Source organism: Vibrio toranzoniae, from assembly GCF_024347655.1.
GTDB lineage: Bacteria > Pseudomonadota > Gammaproteobacteria > Enterobacterales > Vibrionaceae > Vibrio > Vibrio toranzoniae.
Map to the genome: position 1 here is coordinate 3,147,195 of NZ_AP025514.1, position 22,396 is coordinate 3,169,590.

Sequence of the window (22,396 nt, forward strand, 5' to 3'; positions counted from 1 at the left end):
ACCTACGCTTAATATCAACTTACTGTTTTGGTAACGACGTCGAAACCTCTTCACCATCGACGACTTCGAGTGCTGGCGCTTTATGACGGCTGTATTCATCATAGTTAACCACTCGGCTACGTCCCATGTCTTTCGCCATGTAGAGCGCTTTATCTGCCATCTTAACCAGAGACTCGGTATCAGATGCAGGCTTAGGATACATAGCGACACCAATTGAAACACCTAACTGACCTAGTGAAAGCCCTTTATGTTCAAGGTGCATAGAACGCACGGCATCACACAGTGTCTGACCAAATTCCGTCGCTTGCTGCATTGAATAGTGCGGAAGTAATATCGCTAACTCCTCACCCCCCAACCTGCAGGCTATCTCATCTTCACTCACACTCTGTTTGAGTAGCGCGCTGATCTCTTTCAAGACGAAATCACCCGCATCATGACCAAAATTATCATTGAAACGTTTGAAGTGATCTAAATCGAGCATCAATAGCGACAAGGGTTGCTCGCTGGTGGCTGAATTCATTGAGTGCTCTTCTAACTTTTGATCAAAGAAACGACGATTGAATAAACCGGTTAATGGGTCGCTTAAGGCTTGTGAGCGCAACTTCTCTTGCAAGCTCAGGTTAGCCAACGCTAAACCGAGATGTTCTGAAACACTAAAAGCTAATTGTTCGGTAATCGGGTCAATTTTGATGTCGCCCTGACCGAAGTAAAGGTGCATTATGCCAATAGTATTACCGTGTGCAGTCAACGGGATACAGAGGGTTTGGTTGTTGTCCATGTCATGCATATGACCACAGCTCAATGAGTGGAAATCATTATTAGACAAGTGAGCCCGTCCTTTACGTAACGACCAACACTCTTCAGGGGCAAAGCTTGCGCTTCCAGGCCATATATCTCCCCAATCAAGTTGCGTAATCAGTTGATTTCGAGATGCCCTCATCAAAGAAACACTGCCGTTCACGTTACCTAAAATTCTCGGCAAAATATCAGAAACAATCTGTTGGGCTTCCACCATGTTATTACACGCTGCAAGCATATTCGCTAGACGGTGCATCAGTTCGATTTCATGGGTTCTTTGGCGAATGCGCTCGTCTTGTTTCTTTTGCTCTTCTTCTACTTTATGGACGATTTGACGGTTGCTCACATAAGACGTACCAATCAAAAAACTCAAGCTCAGCAATACCATGCCAATTAGAATTCCCATTAATTGGAAATTCATCTGTTTAAGTTGGTGCATTGGCAAAGAAATGATCACAACGAAATCTTGTCCGTTAACGCTCTCTTTCATTGAATAATAAATTCGGTCTACTGAGGTTACGGTACTAAAGCGCACATCACTGCCCGTGCCTTGTTGAAGTGCTTGTTTGAATTCAGGACGGTTACCATGATTTTCAACTCTAGCCAATGCATGGTCAGACAGATCCGTATCACCAATCACGACACCATCAAGGTTAATAACCTGAATTCTTAATCGTGTATTGGCTTGAGTCAGGTTGCCAATGTAATCATCGACATCCATATCAGACGTAAATAGCTCGCTGTCTTCGCGAATTTCATAAATAACGTCTGACATTAGAGAAACCAAATGGTCACGCTCATTCTCAACCACCAGCTTTTCCAAGGTTATATAAAAACCATACAGGCCTATCAACATTGAAAAAGATAAAATAATTATCGGCAACGTTTGCCATTTCTTTTCAACCAGCCTCACAAAAAACCAACCTTAAACACACCGAGTAATATTCGAAGATTAACAACCAGTTTAAAAAACACAATCATCAAATAGATTGTTTCATTAACTATGAGTACCTGGTACAAAAAAGCCAGTAGCTAAGCTACTGGCTCTCATTACTTCATTAATCACAAAACTGAGCGACTATTTTTTCTTAACCGGACGCTGCCAGTTAGCTATCTTACGTTCTTTAGCGCGGCTGATAACAAGTTCATTTTCAGAAACATCACGTGTTACCGTCGAGCCCGCACCGACAGTCGCACCGTTTCCAATAACCACAGGTGCGATCAACTGGCTATCAGAACCAACAAACACGTCGTCGCCAATGATGGTCTTAAACTTATTCGCACCATCGTAGTTACAGGTAATAGCGCCTGCACCAACATTGACACGCTGACCGATTTCCGCATCACCAAGATAAGTTAAATGGTTTGCTTTTGAGCCTTCACCTAGACGAGTATTCTTCACTTCGACAAAGTTACCCACATGCGAGTTATTACGCATGTCAGCACCAGGGCGCAGACGAGTAAAAGGACCAACCGTACAGTCTTCACCAACAGTAGCACCTTCAATAACACTGTATGGACGTACGACGGTGTTGTCATCAATTTCACAGTCTTTCAATACACAACCAGTACCGATAACCACATTATCACCAATACTTACGCAGCCTTCGATGATAACGTTAGTATCTATCTCAACATCCATACCGCACTGCAGTTCACCACGTAGGTCAAAGCGGCTTGGATCGCGTAACATAACACCTTGTTTCAATAGTTTATCAGCCTGCTCAGCTTGATAAGCTCGCTCTAGACGAGCCAATTGAGAACGGTCATTAACGCCTTCAACTTCAATTGGACTTATCGGATGCACGGCTTCAACCGCACGACCTTCATCGTGAGCTGCTGCGATGACGTCAGTCAGGTAGTATTCACCTTGGGCGTTGTCGTTGCTTAAGCCAGACAACCAACGCTTCAGATCACCACCAGTAGCAACCATCACCCCAGTATTAATCTCTTTGATAAGCTTTTGTTCATCAGTTGCATCTTTTTGCTCGACGATAGCGACTACAGGACCATTTCGACGAATGATACGACCGTAACCCGTTGGGTTATCAAGAACGACAGTAAGCAGTGCTATACCACCATTTGGCTGAGCGTCTAATAGGTTCTCAATGGTTTCAGGCGAGATAAGTGGCACATCTCCGTACAGCACTAGTACCTTTTCATCATCAGCAAAGTGCGCAGATGCTTGATCCACCGCGTGACCTGTACCCAACTGATCCGCTTGCAGAGCCCAATTCACAGACTCTTCAGCTAGAGTCGCCTGCATCTGCTCACCACCATGACCGTAGACCAAATGGATGTTTTGAGCACCTAAACCATTACAGGTATCGATAACATGTTTCACCATTGGCTTGCCCGCAAGTGTATGCAGAACCTTTGGTGTATTTGAATACATGCGAGTACCTTTGCCCGCTGCGAGAATTACTGCGCTAAACTTCATTGTAAACCTATCCAACATTTTTTTTATTAAGCCGATATTGTAACCGTTTTTGGTTTAATAATTAAATCGCAATAGCAATTTAACCAGTACTTATACGTAAACGGAGCATTTTTGAGATATCCAAAATACAAAAAGGCGACCCTTAGGTCGCCTTTATCTCAGAATCGATAATCTTATAAAAGATTAACGACGCCTCTTTGTCAGTTCGATAACTCGTAACTGAGCAATGGCTTTAGCCAGTTCACCGGCCGCTTGTGCGAAGTCTATGTCGCCATGCTGATTTTGGATATTCTCCACAGCCTTGCGTTTAGCTTCTTCCGCCTTTGCTGCGTCTAGCTCTTCACCACGGATAGCTGTATCAGCCAGTACAGTCGCTGTACCAGGCTGAACTTCTACCATACCACCAGAAACATAAATAATTTCTTCGTGGCCGTGCTGCTTAACAATACGCACCATACCAGGCTTGATAGCGGTCAGCAGTGGAGTATGACCATGGAAAATACCAAGTTCACCCTCACTACCGGTCACCTGAAACGTCTCAACAAGACCAGAGAAAATTTGCTTCTCGGCACTTACAACGTCTAGGTGAAAGGTTATTGCTGCCATATCGCCTCCTAGTTAGCCTTATAGCTTCTTAGCATTCTCGATAGCTTCGTCAATTGCACCACAGTACATGAACGCTTGCTCTGGAATGTCATCGTATTCACCAGATAGAAGACCTTGGAAGCCACGTAGAGTCTCTTTAAGAGGTACGTAAACACCTGGGTCACCTGTAAATACTTCCGCTACGTGGTAAGGCTGAGTTAGGAACTTCTCAATCTTACGAGCACGAGATACAACTTGCTTATCTTCTTCAGATAGCTCATCCATACCTAGGATAGCAATGATATCTTTCAGCTCTTTGTAGCGCTGAAGAGTAGACTGAACGCCACGAGCGATGTCGTAGTGTTCTTGTCCAACTACCAATGGATCCAGTTGACGTGAAGTAGAATCTAGCGGGTCGATCGCTGGGTATAGACCCATAGATGCGATGTTACGGTTAAGTACAACCGTTGCATCCAAGTGAGCGAACGTTGTTGCTGGAGACGGGTCAGTCAAGTCATCCGCAGGTACATATACCGCCTGTACAGACGTGATAGAACCAGCTTTAGTTGACGTGATACGCTCTTGTAGAACACCCATTTCTTCAGCTAGTGTAGGTTGGTAACCTACCGCAGAAGGCATACGACCTAGAAGTGCTGATACTTCAGTACCTGCTAGTGTGTAACGGTAGATGTTATCAACGAACAGTAGAACGTCACGACCTTCGTCACGGAAGCGCTCAGCCATTGTTAGACCTGTCAGTGCAACACGTAGACGGTTACCTGGTGGCTCGTTCATCTGACCGTAAACCATCGCTACTTTTGATTCTTCAGGGTTTTCGATGTTTACAACACCGGCTTCCTGCATCTCAAAGTAGAAATCGTTACCTTCACGAGTACGCTCACCTACACCTGCAAATACAGATAGGCCTGAGTGTTGAAGTGCGATGTTGTTGATAAGTTCCATCATGTTAACGGTCTTACCTACACCAGCACCACCGAATAGACCGATTTTACCACCCTTAGCGAATGGACAAATCAAGTCGATTACTTTAACACCAGTTTCTAGAAGAGCTGTCTCGTTAGACTGCTCTTCGTAGCTTGGAGCTTCACGGTGAATGGCGTAATGCTCTTCAGCACCAATTTCACCACACTCATCAATCGCGTCACCTAGGACATTCATGATACGACCCAATGTCTTAGTACCTACTGGTACTGAGATTGGAGCGCCAGTATTTTCAACTGTCAAACCACGACGTAAACCATCAGAGCTACCCATTACGATTGCGCGAACTACGCCACCGCCAAGTTGTTGCTGAACTTCAAGAACTAGACGCTCTTTCACTTCATTAACATTCAGAGCATCGTATACACGAGGTACTTCGCCCTGTGGGAACTCTACGTCGACTACCGCACCGATGATCTGTACGATCTTACCTGTAGCCATCGTTAATCCTCTAACTATTTAGTTTTACCTAAGCTTAAACCGAATAAGCGATTAAACTGCTGATGCGCCTGAAACGATCTCAGAAAGTTCTTGTGTGATTGCCGCTTGACGCGCTTTGTTATACACAAGTTCTAAGTCATCAATAATGTCACCAGCGTTATCTGTTGCTGATTTCATTGCAATCATTCGAGCTGCTTGCTCACAAGCAAGATTCTCTACCACACCTTGATACACTTGAGATTCGACATAGCGAACTAATAATGCATCTAGTAGTGGTTTTGGCTCAGGCTCATAAATATAGTCCCAAGCATGATCGCGTTTCATTTCTTCGCTATTTGATTTAGGCAAAGGAAGTAATTGATCGATCGTTGGTTCTTGTACCATAGTGTTTTCAAACTTATTGAACACTACGAACAGGCGATCTAACTCGCCTTCATCATATTTCTTCAGCATAACGCTTACAGAGCCAATCAAATCTTCAAGGCTTGGGCGATCACCCAGACCAGAAACTTGAGCTGCTACTTTAGCGCCGCTGTTATTGAAAAATGCTGTCGCTTTTGAACCTACAATTGCAAGCTCAACGTCAGCACCTTTCTCAGACCAATTTTTCATGTCGTTCATGGCTTTCTTGAACAAGTTAATGTTCAAACCACCACAAAGACCACGGTCTGTAGAAACGATGATGTAACCAACACGTTTGGCTTCACGTTCCTCAAGATAAGGATGCTTATACTCGAGGCTACCATTAGCCAAATGACCGATCACTTTACGCATTGTTTCTGCATATGGACGAGTAGCTTCCATTGCGTCTTGAGAACGACGCATTTTTGAAGCTGCTACCATTTCCATTGCTTTCGTAATCTTCTGTGTGCTTTTAACACTACCGATTTTATTACGTATCTCTTTTGCGCCGGCCATCGTTACTCTCCGTTAATGGTATGAGGTGGCCCTAAGACCACCCACCAATTACCAGGTCTGGGTTGCCTTGAAATCGTCAACAAGCTTCTTCAGCTCAGCTTCGATTTCTTTGTTGAAAGCACCCGTTGTGTCGATCTGAGTTGCTAGATCGGCATATTGACCACGAGCAAACGACAGTAAAGCAGCTTCAAAGTCTAGAACTTTAGAAAGTTCTACATCTTCAAGGTATCCACGCTCTGCAGCGAAGATGACTAAAGCTTGGTCGAATACAGACATAGGAGCGTATTGCATCTGCTTCATCAATTCTGTCACTTTTTGACCATGGTCTAGCTGCTTTTTAGTCGCTTCATCAAGATCCGATGAGAACTGTGCAAATGCAGCAAGTTCACGGTATTGAGCTAGAGCTGTACGGATACCGCCAGATAGCTTCTTGATGATTTTAGTCTGCGCCGAACCACCTACACGTGAAACTGAGATACCTGGGTCAACAGCTGGACGTACGCCCGCGTTGAATAGCTCAGTTTGTAGGAAGATCTGACCGTCGGTAATCGAGATTACGTTCGTTGGTACGAATGCAGATACGTCACCAGCTTGCGTTTCGATGATAGGAAGAGCAGTTAAAGAACCAGTCTTGCCTTTCACTTCGCCGTTAGTGAACTTTTCTACGTATGCTTCGCTTACACGAGCAGCACGCTCTAGTAGACGAGAGTGAAGGTAGAAAACATCACCTGGGAACGCTTCACGACCTGGTGGACGCTTAAGTAGTAGTGAAATTTGACGGTAAGCTACCGCTTGCTTAGATAGATCATCATAAACAATCAGTGCATCTTCGCCGCGATCACGGAAGTATTCACCCATCGCACAACCAGCATACGGTGCAAGGTATTGCAGCGCTGCAGATTCAGAAGCCGATGCAACAACAACAACAGTGTTAGCCAGTGCGCCGTGCTCTTCTAGTTTGCGAACTACGTTAGCAATAGTCGACGCTTTTTGGCCGATAGCTACGTAGATAGAGAAAATACCAGAGTTTTTCTGGTTGATAATCGCATCGATCGCCATGGCTGTTTTACCAGTCTGACGGTCACCGATTACGAGTTCACGTTGACCACGACCGATAGGGATCATTGAGTCAACTGACTTGTAACCAGTTTGAACAGGTTGATCTACCGATTTGCGGTCGATTACACCTGGTGCGATAATTTCTACAGGCGAAGTTAATTTCGCTTCGATAGGACCTTTACCATCAATTGGCTCACCTAGCGTGTTTACAACACGACCAAGCATTTCAGGACCTACTGGTACTTCAAGAATACGACCAGTACCTGTAACTTTCATGCCTTCCTGTAGGTCAGCATACGGGCCCATTACAACAGCACCAACCGAATCACGGTTCAAGTTTAGTGCTAGCGCGTAACGGCCACCCGGTAGTTCGATCATTTCACCTTGCATCACGTCCGCTAGGCCGTGAATGCTAAGGATGCCATCGCTTACAGAAACGATAGTACCTTCATTGCGAGCTTCACTAACAACGTCGAAAGATTCAATACGTTGTTTAATTAGATCGCTAATTTCAGTGGAATTAAGTTGCATGCTCCAATCCCCATTAAGACTGCAATGCATCGCTCAGGCGGTCAAGACGACTGCGCGCTGAGTTATCGATGACTAGGTCTCCGGCTCGAATAATAACTCCACTAAGTAGAGTCTCATCTATACTGCAATTCAGCTGAACTTTGCGCGCTAGGCGCTGTTCCAATTTGCTGCTGATATCTGCGCGTTGTTCTTGAGAAAGCTCAACCGCTGAAGTTACTTCAACGTCGATCTCTTTTTCATGCTCTTGTTTGAGCAATAAGAACTGTGTACACACATCAGGAAAGGCCATTAAACGACCATTTTCAGCCATCACTTTAATTAAGTTTTGACCGAATTCATCAAATTGTTCGCCACAAATTACAATGAATATTTCCGCTAATTTTTCAGCAGTCATAGAACTGCTTAATAAATTATGAACATCATCATTTTGTGCCACTTCGGCAGCAAAAGTAAGCATTTGACCCCATTGGTCTAGCTCACCTTTATCTACCGCAAAGTCAAACGCTGCTTTAGCATAGGGGCGTGCGATTGTAGTCAAATCAGACATATACAGCCCCTTGCTTTAAAGTTTTGCAGTAATGTTGTTAAGAAGATCATTGTGTACATCTTTATCGATTGTACGTTCAAGGATTTTCTCAGCACCAGCTATAGCCAGAGTTGCGACTTGTTTGCGCAGGTCATCACGGGCACGTGTGCGTTCAGCTTCAAGTTCTGCTTCAGCGTGCGCTAAGATTTTCTGGCGTTCTGCCTGAGCCTCTTCTCGAGCTTCATCAATAATTTGAGCTTTACGTTTATTTGCCTGTTCAATAACCTCAGTTGCAGTGCGCTTCGCTTCCTTCATTTGCTCAGAAGCGTTGGCTTGTGCCAGGTTCAAGTCTTTAGCAGCGCGCTCAGCGGCTACAAGACCGTCAGCAATTTTCTTCTGACGTTCTTCAATTGCTTGCATGATTGGCGGCCATACATATTTCATGCAGAACCAAACAAACAGTGTAAAAGCAATTGCTTGACCCAGCAGAGTTGCGTTCATATTCACAACAGCTACCCCTCGTTAAGAATCAACTACAAAAATTTAATTAACTATTAAAAGCTAATTAGCCTGCTAGTTGACCAACAAATGGGTTAGCAAACGTGAATAGTAGTGCGATTACGATACCGATCATTGGAACAGCATCCAGTAGACCAGCGATGATGAACATCTTAACTTGTAGCATTGGAGCCATTTCAGGTTGACGCGCAGCGCCTTCTAGGAATTTACCACCAAGAATAGCAAAACCAATTGCAGTACCTACGGCACAAAGACCAACAATAATAGCAACAGCGATTGCTGAAAAACTTAGTACAGTTTCCATTTACGTTCTCCGATTAACATTAATAGTTAGAATAAAGCTTAAAAATTTTTTAGTGATCACTATCTTCATGAGCCATTGATAAGTAAACGATTGTCAACATCATGAAAACAAACGCTTGAATCAATATAACTAAGATATGGAAGATAGCCCAAGGTAGTGCACCTACCCATTGTAAGTACCACGGTAGCATTGCCGCGATAAGAATAAACACCACCTCACCCGCAAACATATTACCAAATAAACGCATACCTAGAGATAGTGGCTTCGCTAATAACGAAATTACCTCAAGTACCAAGTTAAATGGGATCATGATTGGGTGATTAAATGGATGCAGTGCCAATTCTTTAGCAAATCCGCCTAGGCCTTTCACTTTGATGCTGTAGTAGATCATCAGAGCAAAAACACCCAAAGCCATTGCCATGGTTATATTTACATCAGCTGTAGGAACCACTTTCAAGTAAGGGATACCTAGCCAATGCTCTGCAGGATATGGTAAGAAATCGATAGGCACTAAGTCCATCAAGTTCATAATGATAATCCAGCAGAATATAGTCAGTGCTAGTGGGGCAATCAGAGGGTTGCGACCATGGAAAGTTTCTTTAACGTTGTCGCCAACGAATTCCACTACCATTTCAACAAAACACTGAAGCTTACCAGGTACACCTACTGTTGCTTTCTTAGCGACTGAGCGAAAAACCCAAAGGAATAACATCCCTGTCAACACCGAAAAAAACAGACTGTCTATATGTACGTTCCAGAAACTTGTTTCCTCTACAAGACCAAACTTAGCTAAAGAGAGGTTTTGTAAATGGTGTTCAATGTATCCGGATGCTGTTGGCGCAGCCATAACTCATCCTATTTTTTATTGTTAATGAAAAGCACTGGCGCAAAGATATTAATACCTAGAACCAGTAAATAGGTCAGTTTGAGGGGAATTAATTCCACCTGCATATACATGTAGACAATAGAGAATAGTAGAACTGTGATTAAGATTTTTAGAGCTTCGCCTGCATAGAACGACGCCGCAACTAACTTAGTTGCGCGAGCTCCACAAAATAGGAAAGCACACACACAAAAAACCACATTAGCAATGACAAAAATACCGCCACCGACCAATGCAGCAAAACCCCAATCAGGATTAACAGCTAAACCTAACCCTATTGCCACTAATATAACCGCGCTAAGCTCGATCAATAACATTTGCTTTGCAAGCACTCGTCCTGGTCTTGCTAACGCCGCTACCATGTATTCGTTCCTCTTTTAAGCCCACTAAATCACTCGCTTAAAAGCGTGCTGAGAAATTGGCAAAAATTATACGTTCAGCCAAATCGATTGCAATAACAATGCAGCAATCATTTACATTTTTGTATACAAACCGACAACTTTTGTACGAAATTACTTATTTATTACATAATTGACCTAAATCAATTATCTCATTTAGTACTCTAGTTTAGCAATAAGTTGCTCTAATTTGTGAGGCTCATCAAGAGTAATCGTCACTTTTGACTTACCACTAACAGAACGAGTAACTGAAACGTTTGCTTGCAATTTTTCCGTAAGTCTTCGTGAAAGTTCGATAGCTTCTGTGTCTTCAGGCTTCGATTCTGTCTCAACTTCTGGTTTTAAGCATTTTTTAACAAGCTGCTCAATTTGACGCACGGTCATTTTCTTGCTTACCGCAGTATTTGCCGCTTCAACCTGGATATCACCTTCAAGGGCAAGCAGTGCTCGAGCATGCCCCATTTCCAGTTGTTTATTAGAAACTAAACCTTTTACTTCACTTTCGAGCTGATTTAGACGTAATAAGTTACTAACCGTTGCTCTTGATTTACCGATCACATCAGCGACTTGTTGGTGCGTCAGTTCAAATTCGTTCTGTAGACGCTCTAGCGCTTGTGATTCTTCGATAACATTCAGGTCTTCACGCTGAATATTCTCGATCAATGCCATCGCAATCGCGGCTTTGTCTTCCACTCTCTTTATCAAACACGGCACTTGTTTCAAACCAGCTTGACGAGCCGCTCTCCAACGACGCTCACCAGCGATAATCTCAAACTGGTCGTGCGCTAAAGGGCGTACTACGATTGGCTGAATAATGCCTTGAGACTGGATAGATGCAGCCAGCTCTTCGAGAGCTTCTGGCGCAATATCTTTACGTGGTTGATATACACCAGGTTTTAAGCAACCAACAGCCAATTCTGTCAATTCCCCATCAGCCGACAAAGCCTGACTATGAGAAGCAACGTGCTGTTTTTCACGAGCCAATGAACTAGTTGCAAGCAATGCATCTAGCCCCTTTCCTAAACCACGCTTAGACATTGAGTGAATTCCTTTGGTTAAACCTATACTGGGACTTCTTCACGACGCAACATTTCACCAGCAAGAGCTAGGTATGCCTTCGCGCCTGCAGAATATTTGTCGTAGTACATTGCTGGCTTGCCATGACTCGGCGCTTCTGCCAAACGTACATTTCTAGGGATTACAGTTCGATAAACTTTATTACCGAAATGTTTTTTAAGCTGATCAGATACTTCGTTAGATAAGCGATTACGAGGATCATACATAGTACGCAGAAGACCTTCTATCTTCAGGTTCTCGTTTACGACCGCTGCAAGCTTACTGATGGTATCCATCAACGCCGTCAAACCTTCTAGAGCAAAATATTCACATTGCATCGGAACCAATACGGAATCAGCTGCCGCCATTGCATTGATTGTAAGAAGGTTTAGAGAAGGTGGGCAATCAATAAAGATGAAATCATAGTTATCACGAACTGATGCCAGTGCGCTCTTAAGGCGAACTTCACGGGCAAACACTTCCATTAACTTAATTTCTGCCGCTGTCACATCACCGTTGGCAGCGATGAGATCGTAATTGCCCGATGTACTTCGACAAACTACCTCATCAAATGAGGTGTCTTCAACTAACAAATCGTAAGCAGTTGCTTCAACTTGATATTTATCGACACCACTCGCCATAGTGGCATTACCTTGAGGATCGAGGTCAACAACCAAGACCTTGCGTTTTGTTGCCGCCATTGATGCTGCTAAGTTAATGCAAGTTGTTGTTTTTCCTACGCCGCCCTTCTGGTTGGCAATTGCTACAATTCTACCCACTATGGCCTCGCTGATTATTCCTGACGCGATAAAGTAACTAGATGACGCTCTCCATCAAGCTCTGGCACTTGCAAAGCTTTAATGTCTGTCACTGAACACCATTCAGGTAACAGGTCGATTTCGTCTTTAGGATGTTGTCCCTTAAGAGCCAAAAATACACCGGATTGCTCTTTAGGTAAATGGTGACACCACTCTACCATGTCTGTCATTGACGCAAATGCGCGACTGAGCACGACATCAAACTTTTCTTCAGGTTGAAATTCTTCAACACGACTTTGAATCGGCATTACGTTATCGATACCCAATTCATGAACGACCTGCTTAATAAAACGAATACGCTTACCTAAGCTATCCAGCAAGTAAAACTCACCGTCTGGGTTCATGATTGAGAGAGGAACCCCAGGTAATCCAGGCCCCGTACCAACATCAATAAAACGTTTGCCTTGTAAGTGGGTACTAACAATGATGCTATCTAAGATATGTTTCACCATCATTTCTAACGGGTCACGCACCGATGTTAAGTTATAAGCTTTGTTCCATTTGTTGAGTAATTCAACATAACCAACCAACTGGCCACGTTGTTTTTCAGAGACTTCAAGTTCAGTCTGACCAATCAGGTGATCCAGTTTTTCGCGTAATGCGCTCATTATACCTCCTCACCTTTTTTTAACAGGCCATGCTTTTTCAGATAAACCAACAAAATTGAGATTGCCGCAGGCGTAATTCCTGAAATACGAGAAGCAAGACCTATCGAGTCTGGCTTAGTGGTTGTGAGCTTGAGAACCACCTCGTTAGAAAGTCCTTTAATTTGGCTGTAGTCGATATCAGCAGGCAATTTGGTATTTTCATGACGAAGTGATTTTGCAATTTCGTCTTGTTGACGTTGAATGTAGCCTTCGTACTTCACTTGGATCTCAACTTGCTCAGATGCTTGTTGATCTTCCAATGCTGGAGCAAAACGATCCAATTCAGTTAACTGTGAATAAGTCATCTCAGGGCGACGGAGAAGATCTTCACCGCTTGCTTCGCGAGACATTGGTGTTTTTAGGATCTGATTAAGCGCACCGATATCTTCAGATTTTGGATTCATCCATGTTTCTTTTAAACGTTGACGCTCTTTCTCAATATTTTCTACTTTCTCGTTGAATCGAGCCCAACGAGCATCGTCCACTAAGCCAAGCTCGCGAGACTTCTCAGTCAATCGAATATCAGCGTTATCTTCACGAAGCAACAGACGGTATTCCGCACGAGACGTAAACATACGGTAAGGTTCTTTAGTGCCCATGGTTGATAGGTCATCAATAAGAACGCCCATGTAAGCTTGGTCTCGACGTGGGCTCCAGGCTTCTTTGCCTTGCGTAAACAAACTCGCGTTGAGGCCTGCCATCAAGCCTTGCGCAGCTGCTTCTTCATAACCGGTCGTACCGTTAATCTGACCCGCAAAAAACAACCCCTTAATAAACTTAGTTTCGTAACTCAGCTTTAGGTCACGAGGATCAAAGAAGTCATACTCAATCGCATAACCAGGACGAACAATATGGGCATTTTCAAATCCCTTCATTGAATGAACGATTTTAACTTGAACGTCAAACGGCAGACTGGTTGAGATACCATTCGGGTATAGCTCGTGTGTCGTAAGACCTTCAGGCTCAATGAAAATTTGATGGCTGTTCTTGTCAGCAAAACGCATCACTTTATCTTCAATCGAAGGACAGTAGCGAGGGCCAATACCTTCAATCACCCCAGCATACATTGGGCTTCGGTCTAGGTTAGCACGAATAACATCATGCGTATTTTCATTAGTATGTGTGATGTAGCATGGAATTTGGCGTGGCTGTTGAGTTCGATTTCCCATGAACGAGAAAACAGGGGTCGGGTTATCACCATGTTGAACCTCAAGCTCAGAAAAATCGACACTGCGTGCATCGATACGAGGAGGGGTACCTGTTTTTAGGCGATCAACTCTAAATGGAAGATCACGAAGTCGGTCAGCCAGTGCGATCGATGGTGGATCCCCCGCACGACCACCCGAAGAACTTTCCATCCCAATATGGATCTTTCCGCCCAAGAATGTACCCACCGTCAGTACCACTGCGTTAGCACGGAATTTAAGGCCCATCTGTGTCACCACACCCACCACTTGATCCTGTTCCACGATCAAGTCATCAACCGATTGTTGGAACAACGTCAGATTCGGTGTGTTTTCTAGCACATTACGAACAAAGGATTTGTAAAGTATGCGGTCAGCTTGTGCACGAGTTGCACGAACGGCTGGACCTTTTGATGCGTTTAATGTTCTGAACTGAATACCTGCATGATCAATAGCTTGCGCCATTAATCCACCCATAGCATCGACCTCTTTTACCAAGTGGCCTTTACCGATCCCGCCGATAGCTGGGTTACAAGACATTTGTCCTAGTGTATCGATATTATGAGTGAGTAATAACGTACTTTGACCAGTACGTGCAGATGCGAGTGCGGCTTCCGTTCCAGCATGGCCACCACCAACAACGATGACGTCAAATTTTTCGTGATAAAGCATGAACCGACCTCAGGTATTCAAACGTTTTCTAAACAGATAAAAAGGAGCGATATACTACCTGTTTTCCTTGCTTGAGAAAACGTTTTTGGAATTTTTCAAAAAAGCTGTTTTTAATTAATATAGATAAGATCTTTAAAGAGATCTTTTATTAGATCTATTATTAGGATCGAGGGTATCTGTGGATAAGTCAAAAATGATCAACAAGATCATGGATCTTTTTTGGATCAAATGATGTGATCTAACTTTGATCAGGCTGAGGATTAGCTGGGATCAAAATGGCTACTTATTCACAGGGGGAAATAATCCTAAAACTTGTTATTTGGATAACTATAGGTTAATCACCGTATATGTATAATCTTATCCACAGATAAAATAGAAAATAAACCGTCAATTTTCCATTTTTTTTAAAAAAAGTTATTCACAATCACGATATTCGGAGGTAAAAAAAGCGGCATAAGCCGCTTTTTGGAAGAAAGAAGAGGTTAAAACTGGTCAATATGATCGTTAAACCAGGCTTCAGCTGCATCTTCAGGGACTGGGGTTTCCAATACATCGATGCTAAAACAGGCTGAAATAGACTGCGCTCCGAGGTTTTCCAGTTGGCTGTGGACTGATTTTCCCGCTAAACAAAAGGTATCGTAGCTTGAATCTCCTAGTGCCACGACAGCAAAGCGAACCTGGCTTAAGTCTGGAGAATGCTGGGTTAATGCGTCAATAAACGGCTTAATATTGTCTGGGAATTCACCGGCACCGTGAGTTGAAGTCACCAATAACCAAAAGCCTTGTTGTGCAATATCATCGTACTCTGGCTGATTATGCAGGGTTATTTCATGTCCTTGTTCTTCAAGAAGATCATTAAGGTGATCGCCAACGTATTCAGCACCGCCCAAGGTGCTGCCTGTAATAATATGGATCATTAAGCTGTCCTTACTAAAGAAAAAAGGCCAGCATAAGCCGGCTTTTAAAGGTTATTTACCAATACAGAATGAAGAGAATATACGACCTAAAAGATCATCTGAGCTGAACTCACCAGTAATCTCATTAAGGTGCTGCTGAGTGATACGTAGCTCTTCCGCCAAGATCTCTCCTGCCATGTAACCTTCAAGCTGTTGTTTGCCGATATCTAGGTGATCTGATGCTCTTTCTAAGGCGTCCAAATGACGGCGACGTGCCATGAAGCCACCTTCATGGCCACCAGCGAAGCCCATGCATTCTTTTAGATGGCTACGTAGTGCATCGATACCTTCGCCTGTTTTGGCTGATAAGCGAATCAAGGTCGGATCGTTAACGTGACAAATTCCTAGCTCTTCACTGGTTTGGTCCGCTTTATTACGAATCACCGTCATGCCTATGTTATTTGGTAAACGATCAACGAAATCTGGCCAAATATCTTTTGGATCGGTGGCACCTGTAGTCGTTCCATCCACCATAAATAAAACACGGTCTGCCTGAGAAATCTCTTCCCAAGCGCGTTCTATACCGATTCTTTCTACTTCATCGGAGGCATCACGTAGGCCTGCGGTATCGATAATATGCAGTGGCATGCCATCGATATGGATATGTTCACGAAGCACATCTCGTGTGGTACCGGCAATATCGGTCACAATCGCAGACTCTTTGCCTGATAGTGCGTTCAATAGACTGGATTTTCCAGCATTTGGACGGCCTGCTATCACCACCTTCATACCTTCACGCATGATTGCGCCTTGGTTGGCTTCTTGGCGTACGGATTCGAGGTTGTCGATGATGGCTTGTAAGTCAGCACTTACTTTGCCGTCAGCAAGGAAATCGATTTCTTCTTCAGGGAAGTCGATAGCCGCTTCAACATAGATTCGTAGATGAATCAGTGAATCGACTAGCGTGTTAATGCGCTTAGAGAATTCACCTTGTAGTGATTGAAGCGCCGATTTTGCTGCTTCTTCTGAACTTGCATCAATTAAGTCAGCAATCGCTTCGGCTTGAGTTAAGTCCATCTTGTCGTTCAAGAAGGCACGCTCAGAGAACTCACCTGGACGCGCGGCACGCACGCCTGAGATGGTTAGGATGCGTTTGATTAGCATGTCCATAACCACTGGGCCGCCGTGGCCTTGCAGCTCTAACACGTCTTCGCCAGTGAACGAATGTGGGTTAGGGAAGTAAAGCGCGATACCTTGGTCGAGCTCGATGCCATCGGCAGATTTGAAAGGCAAGTACTCAGCGTAGCGAGGCTTAAGTGTTTTTCCTGTTACTTCTAGGGCAACCTGAGTCGCCAATGGGCCGGAAACGCGGATAATACCGACGCCACCACGGCCGGGCGCGGTCGCTTGAGCAACAATCGTATCTGTAGTCATAGGTGTGCCTGCTAGCATGTGAAGGCCAAAAAGGGGCGTTCACGATTAATCAATTAGCTGAATTGTAATCAGCTAAAAACAAAAAGGCGACCTTTTGGTCGCCTTTCTTTATCTCTTTCTATTATCGCACTTACTTAGAATGTAAGCCTTTCTTTTCCAGCGCGCGGTAGATAAGCGTTTGCTGAATCAGAGTTACGATGTTCGATACTAGCCAGTAAAGAACCAGACCTGAAGGGAAGAACAGGAAGAAGAATGTGAACATAACCGGCATAAAGGTCATGATCTTCTGCTGCATTGGATCCGTTACCGTTGTCGGGCTCATCTTCTGGATTAGGAACATTGAAGCACCCATCAGAAGTGGCAAGATGTAGTATGGGTCTTGTGCTGAAAGGTCAGTAATCCAACCGAAAAACGGTGAGTGACGCAGTTCTACAGACTCCATTAATGCCCAGTATAGCGAAATAAAGATCGGCATTTGTAAGATGATAGGTAAACAGCCACCTAGTGGGTTTACTTTCTCTTTCTTATACAACTCCATCATTTCTTGGCTCATGCGTTGACGGTCGTCGCCAATACGCTCACGCATTGCAGTCAGCTTAGGCTGAAGCATGCGCATTTTCGCCATAGATGTGTACTGGGCTTTCGTTAGTGGGTACATAGCACCACGAACGATAAATGTTAGACAGATGATTGCCAGACCCCAGTTCACAACGATGCCTTGAATGAACGAAAGCAGAGTATGAAGTGGTTTAGCAATAAACCATAACCAGCCGTAGTCAACTACGAGGTCTAGGCTTGGTGCAACAGCAGCCATTTGGTCTTGAAGTTTAGGACCAACCCAAAGTGTTGCTTTGAAGCTCGCTTCGTCGCCAGTCGCGATGGTTTTGTTCGGCATGCGCACACCGATGTCACCAAGGTTACCGATTACACGGGTGTAAAGGTTGCTGCCTGCTTCGTCGCGTGGGATCCACGCACTTGCAAAGTAGTGCTGAATCATCGCTGCCCAACCTTGACCATTTGCTAGGTTAAGAGACAGGTTGCGATCTTGCATGTCGTCGAAGCTGTATTTTTTGTAACGCGTATCTTCCGTAGAGTAAGCACCACCACGGTACGTTGGCATGGTTAGGCTACCGCCGTCATCCATAACGTTTTGACGTAGGTGAGCGTACATGCCGAATGTCGCGTTGTTACCAGAGTTGTTGATTACATCGTATTCAACGTCAATCGCGTAGCTGCCGCGCTTAAGTACGAATGTTTTTGTGTAATCAAGGCCGTTCGCTTGGTAAGTCATTGGGATGCGTAGTTCATCTTGACCTTCAGCTAGAGTAAAGCTGTCTGCTGAAACCGTGTAGCTAGGGCGGTTCGTGCTGCTTAAATCGATACCTTGAGGACCCACTAGACCGCTTTGAGCGATAAATTGGTGACCAGGTTCGTTTTTAAGAAGAACAAAAGTGTCTTCAGAATCGAACTCAGCAGAGTAATCATTAAGGTTCGCTTTAACGACATCACCACCAACCGTATCAATTGACAGCGTCAGTACATCAGTTGTTACTGTGATAGCTTTTGCAGCAGCAACTTGACCTGGAGCTGGGTCTAGATCATCTGCATAAGATGGTGCTGGTAGTGTGCTGCCAGATTGTGCCTGCTCAACCGCTTGTGGAGCTGGGGTCTTCGCTACGTTCCATTGTTGGAAAAGTAGGAAAGAAACCAAAGCCAATGCGATTAACAGGATATTACGTTGAGAATCCATCGTTATTTATCTCTGTCTTGTTTTGGGACTGGTGGAACGGGGTCAAAGCCCCCTTCATTCAAAGGATGGCATTTTAATAGACGTTTGCCTGATAACCAACACCCTTTTACAAAACCGTGAGCTTTCAACGCTTCTATCGCATATAAAGAGCAGGTTGGAGTAAATCGGCAGCGTGGGCCGATGAGTGGACTAATAAACCATCTATAAAAATAGATGGGTATTAGCGCTATCCACGCGAAGGGCGAGACAGGCGAAGCCATAATTTGTCGAGTAGCTTGAACATTTCTTCATTGCTTAAATCTTGCGCGCTCTTTTTAGCGATTACAACAAAATCTTTGTTAGGGAGTTTGTGTTGAGTGTTACGAAAGCTTTCACGAGTAAGACGCTTGAATCGGTTACGACCCACGGCGGTTTTAATCTGCTTTTTCGGAACGGCTAATCCAAGACGAGGATTTGAAAGAGAGTTATTTCGAGCAATGATGGTGAAATGAGGGGAGCCAGCTCGATGAGCTTGCTTGAAGACATTTTGATAATGTTCGGGAGTTAACAAGCGTAACTCCCGACCGAAGGCTAGCTTATTCAAAATAATCAAAGATTACTTAGAAAGACGCTTACGGCCTTTTGCACGACGTGCATTGATTGTTGCGCGACCGTTCTTAGTAGCCATGCGAGCACGGAAACCGTGTGTACGCTTACGCTTTAGAACTGTAGGTTGAAAAGTGCGTTTCATTGTAATTACCTTACTGATCAGTAGTTTTAGGTTTTTGTTAAACCCGGCGTGGGTATTTTTTCTCTTCTTTATATAAGAAAGGAAAACCGACGCCTCTCAACAAAGAGGCGGAATTGTAATCACTGTCACAAAAAGTGTCAATGATTGGGTTAACTAAAATTCCGGTCGGGGGATTATACGTAGAATAACTAAAATCACAAGGATCCTTAGTCGATCCCAACCTTGTTTAAGAATTTCTTTAATTTAGGATCCTGTGGATTACCAAAAATATCCTGTGGAGATCCCTGTTCGACAATGTGGCCATCAGCCATGAAGATCACTCTATCTGCGACCTCTCTCGCGAACTGCATTTCATGGGTAACCACCAGCATGGTTTGATGCTGATTTGCTAATTTTTTCATTAGATTAAGTACTTCGCCAACCCACTCAGGATCAAGCGCTGATGTAGGTTCATCAAACAACAAAAGCTCTGGCTGAAGTGCCATCGCTCGGCCAATACCAACCCGTTGTTGTTGGCCGCCAGAGAGCGCTGCTGGGTAACTGTCCGATCTGTCACCTAAACCAATGTCATCGAGTATTTGTTGCGCTTTTTCATGGGCTTGTTTACTTTTCCAACCTCGAACAGTAATCAAACCTTCAGCAATGTTCTGCCTCGCGGTTTGGTGAGCAAATAGCGCATAATTTTGGAACACAAACCCCGTCTTACGACGCAGTGCAAGCACCTCTGATTTGGTATGTTTCTGAACATCCACCTTGATATCATCGATCGAAATCGTACCTTGATCGGCTTGCTCTAGAAAGTTCACACAACGCAGTAAGGTAGATTTACCAGTACCACTTGAACCTATGATGACAATGATCTCGCCTTGCTTGATTTCTAGGTCGATCCCTTTCAATACTTCAGTGTCACCAAATTGTTTGTGGATATTTTGTAATTTGATCATCGTACGTACGCCTTATTCAGTTTCACTTCGGCCCAAATTTGAATACGAGTAAGGATAACCACCACGCCCCAATAAATCAGCGCTACCGCTAAGAAAGCTTCGAAGAAGCGAAAACTTGAAGAGGCTTCCATCTGAGCTTTAGCCATGATTTCAGCGACACCTAAAGTGAAAGCAAGCGAAGTCGACTTAATCATGTCAATGAAGTAGTTCATCAATGACGGCAATGCGACGCGGGTTGCTTGAGGTAAGATGATTCGGCGCATCGCTTGACTGGTTGTCATGCCCACAGATAGGCTGGCTTCCATTTGACTACGGTCAATACCGATAATTGCGGCACGAATACTTTCTGCCATGTAGGCGGCAAAGTGCAGAGTTAAGCCTATGACGGCTGCGCTGAAGGCATCTAGACCAACCATCCACGGGAACACTTGTGGTAAGCCGTAATAAAGAAGAAATAACTGTACTAGCAGTGGGGTGCCGCGAAAGAAGCTGATGTACAGTTGGCTCAACTGATCGAGTACTGGGATTTTGAATACACGAATGTTTGCCAGTATCAAAGAGAGAATCAGAGCAAAGAACAAACCCCAAGTTGCCATCTCCATGGTCGTGCCAAGATACTTCAGCAGTATTGGTAGCAGCTCCAGCATGTAATTAAAGTCAAATCCCATAATCTATCTCATATTTTTATTGGAAGTGTTGTTCTATTTAGAAATACCGTTATATCAGGCTTTTAATCAGTAATACAAAAACAAAAAGCCCACCGCTGTATAAAGCAGTGGGCCTTAAATGGAACGAGTGAGTCATTACTTTTGAGTAATATCCGCCCCAAACCATTTCTGAGAGATACCTTCTAGCGTGCCATCGGCGCGCATTGTTGCTAATGCTTGGTTGACTTCAGCTTGCAGTTTTTTACCCTTGTCGTTGTCAACGAAAGGCCAAGCGTTTTCAATTGTTTCGAATGGCTGACCTGCTAGCTGCAATGGTAGACCTGTCTTCTTAATAAGCTCTAGTGCTGAAAGGCGATCCATTACGAATGCATCCGCACGACCCAGTGCAACATCATGTTCAATACCTGTATCGTAGGTTTTTACATTGATCTTACCGTCTTTGTCGTAGCTGCGAAGCAGTTGTTCGAAGTTTGAACCCAGGTTTACCGCAACCGTCTTGCCATGTAAGTCTTCGATGCCTTTGATGCTGTCATTACCTTTACGAACGGTAATTTGTGCGCCGTCTACTACGTATGGGTCTGCGAATAGGTATTTCGCTTTACGTGCATCCGTCATAGTAATTTGGTTTGAAATGGTATCAATTCGACCCGTTTCAAGAAGACCGAACAGACCAGAAAAGTTTGCAGTCACGTATTCGATCTTGTAGTCGTTACGTTTACCAATCTCATCCCATAAATCCACTTCAAAACCTTGTAGCTGGTCTTGTTTAACGAAAGTAAACGGGAAGTAGCGACCAGACATGCCGACTTTAACTTCAGTCGCAGCTTGAACAGTAGCAGCAGAGAGTGCGATAGCCGCAATTGCAGCCTTAACCCAGTTATTCATTTGGTAACTCCTTATATTTATGGGATTGGATGTTACTGTGAAATGGCTCAATAGAATAAATAACCAGATGTTATTAACCATAACTATATCGTATTCTAATTTGGGGATAACTCGCAAGGATCCGGGCATAAGTGGATCATTGTGTGAGTAAATTAGGGGCAAGATGTGTGGATCTAACTATTTTTACCCAATTTACTGTGAATAACTTGGATCTTATTCACTGAATTTGTGATCAATTACTGGCGATCTTACTTATCAACAGGTAAAATCAACGGTCATTTCACATAACTTAAATAGAGTGGGGCACC

General features: G+C 44.0%; 24 protein-coding genes. All 24 read right to left on the reverse strand.

Going from position 1 to position 22,396, the window contains the following annotated elements; genetic code table 11:
• Positions 1-19: 19 nt before the first annotated feature.
• Positions 20-1,654: a sensor domain-containing diguanylate cyclase gene (locus OCU50_RS14360; RefSeq protein ID WP_060468910.1), complete on the reverse strand. Its 1,635-nt coding sequence runs from the start codon at positions 1,652-1,654 to the stop codon at positions 20-22.
• 222 nt (positions 1,655-1,876) lie between these two features.
• Positions 1,877-3,238 carry a bifunctional UDP-N-acetylglucosamine diphosphorylase/glucosamine-1-phosphate N-acetyltransferase GlmU gene (glmU, locus tag OCU50_RS14365; RefSeq protein WP_060468911.1) on the reverse strand — a complete coding sequence of 454 codons (1,362 nt, stop codon included), beginning with the start codon at positions 3,236-3,238 and terminating at the stop codon, positions 1,877-1,879.
• A gap of 183 nt (positions 3,239-3,421) precedes the next feature.
• Entirely contained in the window at positions 3,422-3,844 is a 423-nt protein-coding gene (locus OCU50_RS14370) for a F0F1 ATP synthase subunit epsilon (RefSeq protein ID WP_017055450.1), read from the reverse strand.
• An 18-nt stretch (positions 3,845-3,862) separates the two neighbouring features.
• Positions 3,863-5,266 (reverse strand): F0F1 ATP synthase subunit beta, encoded by a 1,404-nt coding sequence (atpD, locus tag OCU50_RS14375; protein WP_060468912.1) that lies wholly within the window; start codon positions 5,264-5,266, stop codon positions 3,863-3,865.
• A gap of 51 nt (positions 5,267-5,317) precedes the next feature.
• The gene (atpG, locus tag OCU50_RS14380) at positions 5,318-6,184 is read right to left on the reverse strand and encodes a F0F1 ATP synthase subunit gamma (protein ID WP_046224853.1); all 867 of its coding nucleotides are present in this window, start codon (positions 6,182-6,184) and stop codon (positions 5,318-5,320) included.
• A 48-nt stretch (positions 6,185-6,232) separates the two neighbouring features.
• The gene (gene atpA, locus OCU50_RS14385; RefSeq protein WP_046224854.1) at positions 6,233-7,774 is read right to left on the reverse strand and encodes a F0F1 ATP synthase subunit alpha; all 1,542 of its coding nucleotides are present in this window, start codon (positions 7,772-7,774) and stop codon (positions 6,233-6,235) included.
• 13 nt (positions 7,775-7,787) lie between these two features.
• Positions 7,788-8,321 carry a F0F1 ATP synthase subunit delta gene (atpH, locus tag OCU50_RS14390; protein WP_060468913.1) on the reverse strand — a complete coding sequence of 178 codons (534 nt, stop codon included), beginning with the start codon at positions 8,319-8,321 and terminating at the stop codon, positions 7,788-7,790.
• Between the two features lie 15 nt (positions 8,322-8,336).
• Positions 8,337-8,807, reverse strand: a complete 471-nt coding sequence (atpF, locus tag OCU50_RS14395) for a F0F1 ATP synthase subunit B (protein WP_060468914.1) — start codon at positions 8,805-8,807, stop codon at positions 8,337-8,339.
• A gap of 58 nt (positions 8,808-8,865) precedes the next feature.
• Positions 8,866-9,123, reverse strand: coding sequence for a F0F1 ATP synthase subunit C (gene atpE, locus OCU50_RS14400; protein ID WP_004411110.1), 258 nt, complete (start codon positions 9,121-9,123; stop codon positions 8,866-8,868).
• A gap of 49 nt (positions 9,124-9,172) precedes the next feature.
• The gene (atpB, locus tag OCU50_RS14405) at positions 9,173-9,970 is read right to left on the reverse strand and encodes a F0F1 ATP synthase subunit A (RefSeq protein ID WP_009848124.1); all 798 of its coding nucleotides are present in this window, start codon (positions 9,968-9,970) and stop codon (positions 9,173-9,175) included.
• A gap of 8 nt (positions 9,971-9,978) precedes the next feature.
• The gene (locus OCU50_RS14410; protein ID WP_010433210.1) at positions 9,979-10,368 is read right to left on the reverse strand and encodes a F0F1 ATP synthase subunit I; all 390 of its coding nucleotides are present in this window, start codon (positions 10,366-10,368) and stop codon (positions 9,979-9,981) included.
• 192 nt (positions 10,369-10,560) lie between these two features.
• On the reverse strand, positions 10,561-11,442 hold the full coding sequence (locus OCU50_RS14415) for a ParB/RepB/Spo0J family partition protein (RefSeq protein WP_060468915.1): 882 nt from the start codon (positions 11,440-11,442) through the stop codon (positions 10,561-10,563).
• Between the two features lie 23 nt (positions 11,443-11,465).
• Positions 11,466-12,239 carry a ParA family protein gene (locus OCU50_RS14420; RefSeq protein WP_029626854.1) on the reverse strand — a complete coding sequence of 258 codons (774 nt, stop codon included), beginning with the start codon at positions 12,237-12,239 and terminating at the stop codon, positions 11,466-11,468.
• Positions 12,240-12,253: 14 nt separating this feature from the next.
• The gene (gene rsmG / locus OCU50_RS14425; RefSeq protein ID WP_060468916.1) at positions 12,254-12,886 is read right to left on the reverse strand and encodes a 16S rRNA (guanine(527)-N(7))-methyltransferase RsmG; all 633 of its coding nucleotides are present in this window, start codon (positions 12,884-12,886) and stop codon (positions 12,254-12,256) included.
• Complete coding sequence (gene mnmG, locus OCU50_RS14430) at positions 12,886-14,781, reverse strand: tRNA uridine-5-carboxymethylaminomethyl(34) synthesis enzyme MnmG (protein WP_060468917.1); 1,896 nt, start codon at positions 14,779-14,781, stop codon at positions 12,886-12,888. The genes rsmG and mnmG overlap by 1 nt, the downstream gene beginning before the upstream one ends.
• 482 nt (positions 14,782-15,263) lie before the next feature.
• The gene (gene mioC / locus OCU50_RS14435) at positions 15,264-15,698 is read right to left on the reverse strand and encodes an FMN-binding protein MioC (protein WP_060468918.1); all 435 of its coding nucleotides are present in this window, start codon (positions 15,696-15,698) and stop codon (positions 15,264-15,266) included.
• Positions 15,699-15,749: 51 nt separating this feature from the next.
• Complete coding sequence (gene mnmE / locus OCU50_RS14440) at positions 15,750-17,111, reverse strand: tRNA uridine-5-carboxymethylaminomethyl(34) synthesis GTPase MnmE (protein ID WP_060468919.1); 1,362 nt, start codon at positions 17,109-17,111, stop codon at positions 15,750-15,752.
• A 130-nt stretch (positions 17,112-17,241) separates the two neighbouring features.
• Entirely contained in the window at positions 17,242-18,861 is a 1,620-nt protein-coding gene (gene yidC / locus OCU50_RS14445) for a membrane protein insertase YidC (protein WP_060468920.1), read from the reverse strand.
• Between the two features lie 2 nt (positions 18,862-18,863).
• A complete protein-coding gene (gene yidD, locus OCU50_RS14450; RefSeq protein ID WP_077681038.1) occupies positions 18,864-19,121 on the reverse strand; it encodes a membrane protein insertion efficiency factor YidD in 258 nt (85 codons plus the stop codon).
• Complete coding sequence (gene rnpA, locus OCU50_RS14455; protein WP_017055478.1) at positions 19,088-19,411, reverse strand: ribonuclease P protein component; 324 nt, start codon at positions 19,409-19,411, stop codon at positions 19,088-19,090. Before rnpA ends, yidD begins: the two co-directional genes overlap by 34 nt.
• Before the next feature lie 45 nt (positions 19,412-19,456).
• Positions 19,457-19,591 (reverse strand): 50S ribosomal protein L34, encoded by a 135-nt coding sequence (gene rpmH, locus OCU50_RS14460; RefSeq protein ID WP_004735800.1) that lies wholly within the window; start codon positions 19,589-19,591, stop codon positions 19,457-19,459.
• A gap of 206 nt (positions 19,592-19,797) precedes the next feature.
• Positions 19,798-20,535: an amino acid ABC transporter ATP-binding protein gene (locus OCU50_RS14465; protein WP_017055479.1), complete on the reverse strand. Its 738-nt coding sequence runs from the start codon at positions 20,533-20,535 to the stop codon at positions 19,798-19,800.
• Positions 20,532-21,203, reverse strand: coding sequence for an amino acid ABC transporter permease (locus OCU50_RS14470; RefSeq protein ID WP_017055480.1), 672 nt, complete (start codon positions 21,201-21,203; stop codon positions 20,532-20,534). Before OCU50_RS14470 ends, OCU50_RS14465 begins: the two co-directional genes overlap by 4 nt.
• Before the next feature lie 135 nt (positions 21,204-21,338).
• Positions 21,339-22,088 carry an amino acid ABC transporter substrate-binding protein gene (locus OCU50_RS14475; RefSeq protein ID WP_017055481.1) on the reverse strand — a complete coding sequence of 250 codons (750 nt, stop codon included), beginning with the start codon at positions 22,086-22,088 and terminating at the stop codon, positions 21,339-21,341.
• Positions 22,089-22,396: the final 308 nt, after the last annotated feature.

Coding starts and splice junctions, on each gene's coding strand:
- OCU50_RS14415 (WP_060468915.1), bottom strand. CDS start 11,442: ATGTCTAAGCGTGGTTTAGGAAAGGGGCTAGATGCATTGCTTGCAACT.
- rsmG (WP_060468916.1), bottom strand. CDS start 12,886: ATGAGCGCATTACGCGAAAAACTGGATCACCTGATTGGTCAGACTGAA.
- rpmH (WP_004735800.1), bottom strand. CDS start 19,591: ATGAAACGCACTTTTCAACCTACAGTTCTAAAGCGTAAGCGTACACAC.
- mioC (WP_060468918.1), bottom strand. CDS start 15,698: ATGATCCATATTATTACAGGCAGCACCTTGGGCGGTGCTGAATACGTT.
- atpD (WP_060468912.1), bottom strand. CDS start 5,266: ATGGCTACAGGTAAGATCGTACAGATCATCGGTGCGGTAGTCGACGTA.
- atpH (WP_060468913.1), bottom strand. CDS start 8,321: ATGTCTGATTTGACTACAATCGCACGCCCCTATGCTAAAGCAGCGTTT.
- OCU50_RS14360 (WP_060468910.1), bottom strand. CDS start 1,654: ATGTTGATAGGCCTGTATGGTTTTTATATAACCTTGGAAAAGCTGGTG.
- glmU (WP_060468911.1), bottom strand. CDS start 3,238: ATGAAGTTTAGCGCAGTAATTCTCGCAGCGGGCAAAGGTACTCGCATG.
- mnmE (WP_060468919.1), bottom strand. CDS start 17,111: ATGACTACAGATACGATTGTTGCTCAAGCGACCGCGCCCGGCCGTGGT.
- OCU50_RS14370 (WP_017055450.1), bottom strand. CDS start 3,844: ATGGCAGCAATAACCTTTCACCTAGACGTTGTAAGTGCCGAGAAGCAA.
- mnmG (WP_060468917.1), bottom strand. CDS start 14,781: ATGCTTTATCACGAAAAATTTGACGTCATCGTTGTTGGTGGTGGCCAT.
- atpB (WP_009848124.1), bottom strand. CDS start 9,970: ATGGCTGCGCCAACAGCATCCGGATACATTGAACACCATTTACAAAAC.
- OCU50_RS14410 (WP_010433210.1), bottom strand. CDS start 10,368: ATGGTAGCGGCGTTAGCAAGACCAGGACGAGTGCTTGCAAAGCAAATG.
- OCU50_RS14465 (WP_017055479.1), bottom strand. CDS start 20,535: ATGATCAAATTACAAAATATCCACAAACAATTTGGTGACACTGAAGTA.
- yidD (WP_077681038.1), bottom strand. CDS start 19,121: ATGGCTTCGCCTGTCTCGCCCTTCGCGTGGATAGCGCTAATACCCATC.
- OCU50_RS14470 (WP_017055480.1), bottom strand. CDS start 21,203: ATGGGATTTGACTTTAATTACATGCTGGAGCTGCTACCAATACTGCTG.
- atpA (WP_046224854.1), bottom strand. CDS start 7,774: ATGCAACTTAATTCCACTGAAATTAGCGATCTAATTAAACAACGTATT.
- OCU50_RS14475 (WP_017055481.1), bottom strand. CDS start 22,088: ATGAATAACTGGGTTAAGGCTGCAATTGCGGCTATCGCACTCTCTGCT.
- atpG (WP_046224853.1), bottom strand. CDS start 6,184: ATGGCCGGCGCAAAAGAGATACGTAATAAAATCGGTAGTGTTAAAAGC.
- atpE (WP_004411110.1), bottom strand. CDS start 9,123: ATGGAAACTGTACTAAGTTTTTCAGCAATCGCTGTTGCTATTATTGTT.
- yidC (WP_060468920.1), bottom strand. CDS start 18,861: ATGGATTCTCAACGTAATATCCTGTTAATCGCATTGGCTTTGGTTTCT.